Here is a 2547-nt window from a genome sequence, read left to right as displayed (position 1 = left end):
AGCGAGCTAGTTCTGCCTTACGTCAGTGACGACCAGAGTTTTGCCTTGTCGTTGCCACTGAATATTCAGATCGTACAGTGCCATACCGTAGGTGCGTTCTGAACTTTTGTGGAAGGCGGGTTCTGGCTGCTGGCTCAATACCTGCCGAATAAGCTGCTCCAGTGAAGGGTAGGATTTCTCAAATAGCGTCACTTGCTCATACGCTTGTGGATTAAACTCAATAGACTCAAGGGTTTCCGGCGTATCGTCAGCATAGTTTCCCTGTGCCTGTGGGTGTGAGTCGGCGTAAGGGATATAGGGTTTGATGTCCAGTATGGGAGTTTGATCCAGCAGATCGCCGCCGCCAATGTGGATTTGCCACTGTCCTTTTTCCTGTTTGATCCCTTCTAGGGTGACCACCGAAAGCCCGATGGGGTTGGGTCGAAACGGGCTGCGACTGGCAAAGACACCGACTTTTTGGTTGCCGCCGAGACGTGGTGGGCGAACCATGGGTTTCCAGTCTTCACGGATGGCTTCGTGGAAAACGAACATCAGCCACAGATGGCTAAAACCTTCCAGTCCACGCAGGATTTCTTCCCGATTACAGTCGTTGCGCAGGGTGATGTGTGAGTGTGCCGCAGTGACCAGTCCCGGTTGACGGGGAGTGGCGAATTTCTCTTTGTAGGGGCTGTGAACCCAGCCAACGGGATCAAAGTGGTAGGTTTGCTCGTTAGTGCTCATAGCGGCTCTGGCTGTTTGCAGGGTTTAGTCAGGCCTGATTAAGCAGGTTTTCCTGAGTAATTGGGCGCTTGTGTTGTTCGATATTGCCCTGTTTATCGGCTTCCAGCCACCAGAGGTGGTTGTACCAGTCACCCAGTACGATTCGTTCGCCGTCGCCTTTTGCCAGGGTAACTGGATGACGGTTAGGGCGGTGGGTGTGGCCGTGAATCATCAGGGTTGCGTGGTGTTCTTCCATTTCACGCACCACTTCCTCAGGGGTGACATCCATGATGTCTTCGGCCTTCATGCTGCTCATGCTTTTGCTTTGCTCGCGCAGCTGTTTGGCAATGGCGCGGCGGGCTTCAATGGGTTGAGCCAGGAGTTGTTGTTGCCATTGTGTTGAGCGAGCCTGCTGTCGAAATGCCATGTATTCAGCATCTTTAGTGCAAAGGCTGTCGCCGTGCATCAACAGAGTAGGCATACCATACAGGTCGATGGCGGTAGGATCGTTTAACAAAGTGGCTCCACATTGTTCAGCGAATTCCTCGCCCATCAGGAAATCCCGGTTCCCAACCATCAGATACAGGGCTTTGCCGCTGTCGCTGTAGGCTTTCAGTTGATCGATAATCTGTTGGTTGAAGTCGTTGCGGTCGTCGTCACCAATCCATACTTCGAAAAAGTCCCCAAGAATGTAGAGAGCATCAGAAGTCGGCGCGATTTGAGTCATGAATCGTTCAAAGGCGGCGGTGATGTCCGTACGGCTGGCATCCAGGTGTAGATCATAAATAAACAGTGTGGTCATGGCGAGGGCTGGGGCGTGAGCGGTGGGTTTAGCAGCGCCGGGGCAGGCCCGGCGCAGACGTGCTAGCAGCTGGTGCTAGTACAAAAGGCGATGGCCGAAAGTGCTTAACCTTCAACGGTCACCTTGTCGATGGTCACGGATTGAGCAGGGACATCCTGGTGGCCGGCAACCATAGTGGTGCTGACACCTTTGATTTTGTCGACGACTTCCGTACCTTCTACCACTTTACCGAATACGCAGTAACCCCAGCCCTGAGCGTTTTTGCCGCTGTGGTTCAGGAAGTCGTTGTCTTTAACATTGATGAAAAACTGAGCAGTGGCGCTGTGTGGATCCATGGTGCGAGCCATGGCAACGGTGTACATATCGTTTTTCAGGCCGTTGTCCGCTTCGTTTTCGATGGTTTCACGGGTTTCCTTCTGCACCATGTCTTCGGTGAAGCCGCCACCCTGGACCATAAAGTTGTCGATAATGCGGTGGAAGATGGTGCCGTCATAGAAGCCATCTTCGGCGTATTGCTTGAAGTTGGCGGCGGTTTTAGGGGCTTTTTCGAAGTCCAGCTCCAACTTAATGTCGCCGTAATTGGTGTGCAGTGTAATCATGTCTGGCTCCTGATAAATCTAACCTGTGACCAGGTTTTCAGTTGTGTCGCTCCGCCAGAGCCCGAGAGCAGTGAGGCAGAGCAAAAAATCTTTATTTGATGGGTGCTTAGAGCACGTCGAGACGGCTATAATACACGATTTCCCGGCGGGAGTATGGCACTTCCGCGGCGATTGCGTTGCCAAAATAGGCTGCTATCAACAGACCGCCGGAATGAATATCAGAGACAGGGCTGTAATCAGCCGATAGGGGATTGACGTAACAGCATGAGCGAAGCCACCAGCAAGCCTTTGAATTTTCTTGAGCAAATCATTAAACAAGACCTGGAGAGTGGCAAAACCTCCCAGGTAATCACCCGTTTCCCCCCTGAGCCCAATGGCTATCTGCACATTGGTCACGCCAAGTCCATCTGCTTGAATTTTGGTCTGGCAGAGACTTTTGGCGGTCAG

Annotated in this window: 4 protein-coding genes; 1 reads left to right on the top strand and 3 read right to left on the bottom strand. The window is 52.5% G+C overall.

The features are described 5' to 3' along the window. Positions 1-6: 6 nt before the first annotated feature. The 3 genes from tsaA to ACTG33_RS16940 form a co-directional block, all read right to left on the bottom strand. Positions 7-720 (bottom strand): tRNA (N6-threonylcarbamoyladenosine(37)-N6)-methyltransferase TrmO, encoded by a 714-nt coding sequence (tsaA, locus tag ACTG33_RS16950; RefSeq protein WP_439136425.1) that lies wholly within the window; start codon positions 718-720, stop codon positions 7-9. 28 nt (positions 721-748) lie between these two features. After that, positions 749-1501: a UDP-2,3-diacylglucosamine diphosphatase gene (locus ACTG33_RS16945; RefSeq protein ID WP_439136423.1), complete on the bottom strand. Its 753-nt coding sequence runs from the start codon at positions 1499-1501 to the stop codon at positions 749-751. Positions 1502-1605: 104 nt separating this feature from the next. Then, positions 1606-2100, bottom strand: a complete 495-nt coding sequence (locus ACTG33_RS16940) for a peptidylprolyl isomerase (protein WP_439136421.1) — start codon at positions 2098-2100, stop codon at positions 1606-1608. A 264-nt stretch (positions 2101-2364) separates the two neighbouring features. Here ACTG33_RS16940 and ACTG33_RS16935 point away from each other — a divergent pair. Further along, positions 2365-2547 (top strand): glutamate--tRNA ligase family protein (locus tag ACTG33_RS16935; protein WP_439136419.1); only part of this gene is annotated, 183 nt, incomplete at its 3' end.

It is taken from the genome of Pseudomaricurvus sp. (genome assembly GCF_965662505.1).
Lineage (GTDB): Bacteria > Pseudomonadota > Gammaproteobacteria > Pseudomonadales > Cellvibrionaceae > Pseudomaricurvus.
The sequence above is the reverse complement of the archived record's forward strand: the minus strand, read 5'-3'. Positions and strand labels throughout refer to the sequence as shown.

Excerpts from the sequence above, each read along its gene's own strand:
- tsaA (WP_439136425.1), bottom strand. The coding sequence starts at position 720 with ATGAGCACTAACGAGCAAACCTACCACTTTGATCCCGTTGGCTGGGTT.
- ACTG33_RS16945 (WP_439136423.1), bottom strand. The coding sequence starts at position 1,501 with ATGACCACACTGTTTATTTATGATCTACACCTGGATGCCAGCCGTACG.
- ACTG33_RS16940 (WP_439136421.1), bottom strand. The coding sequence starts at position 2,100 with ATGATTACACTGCACACCAATTACGGCGACATTAAGTTGGAGCTGGAC.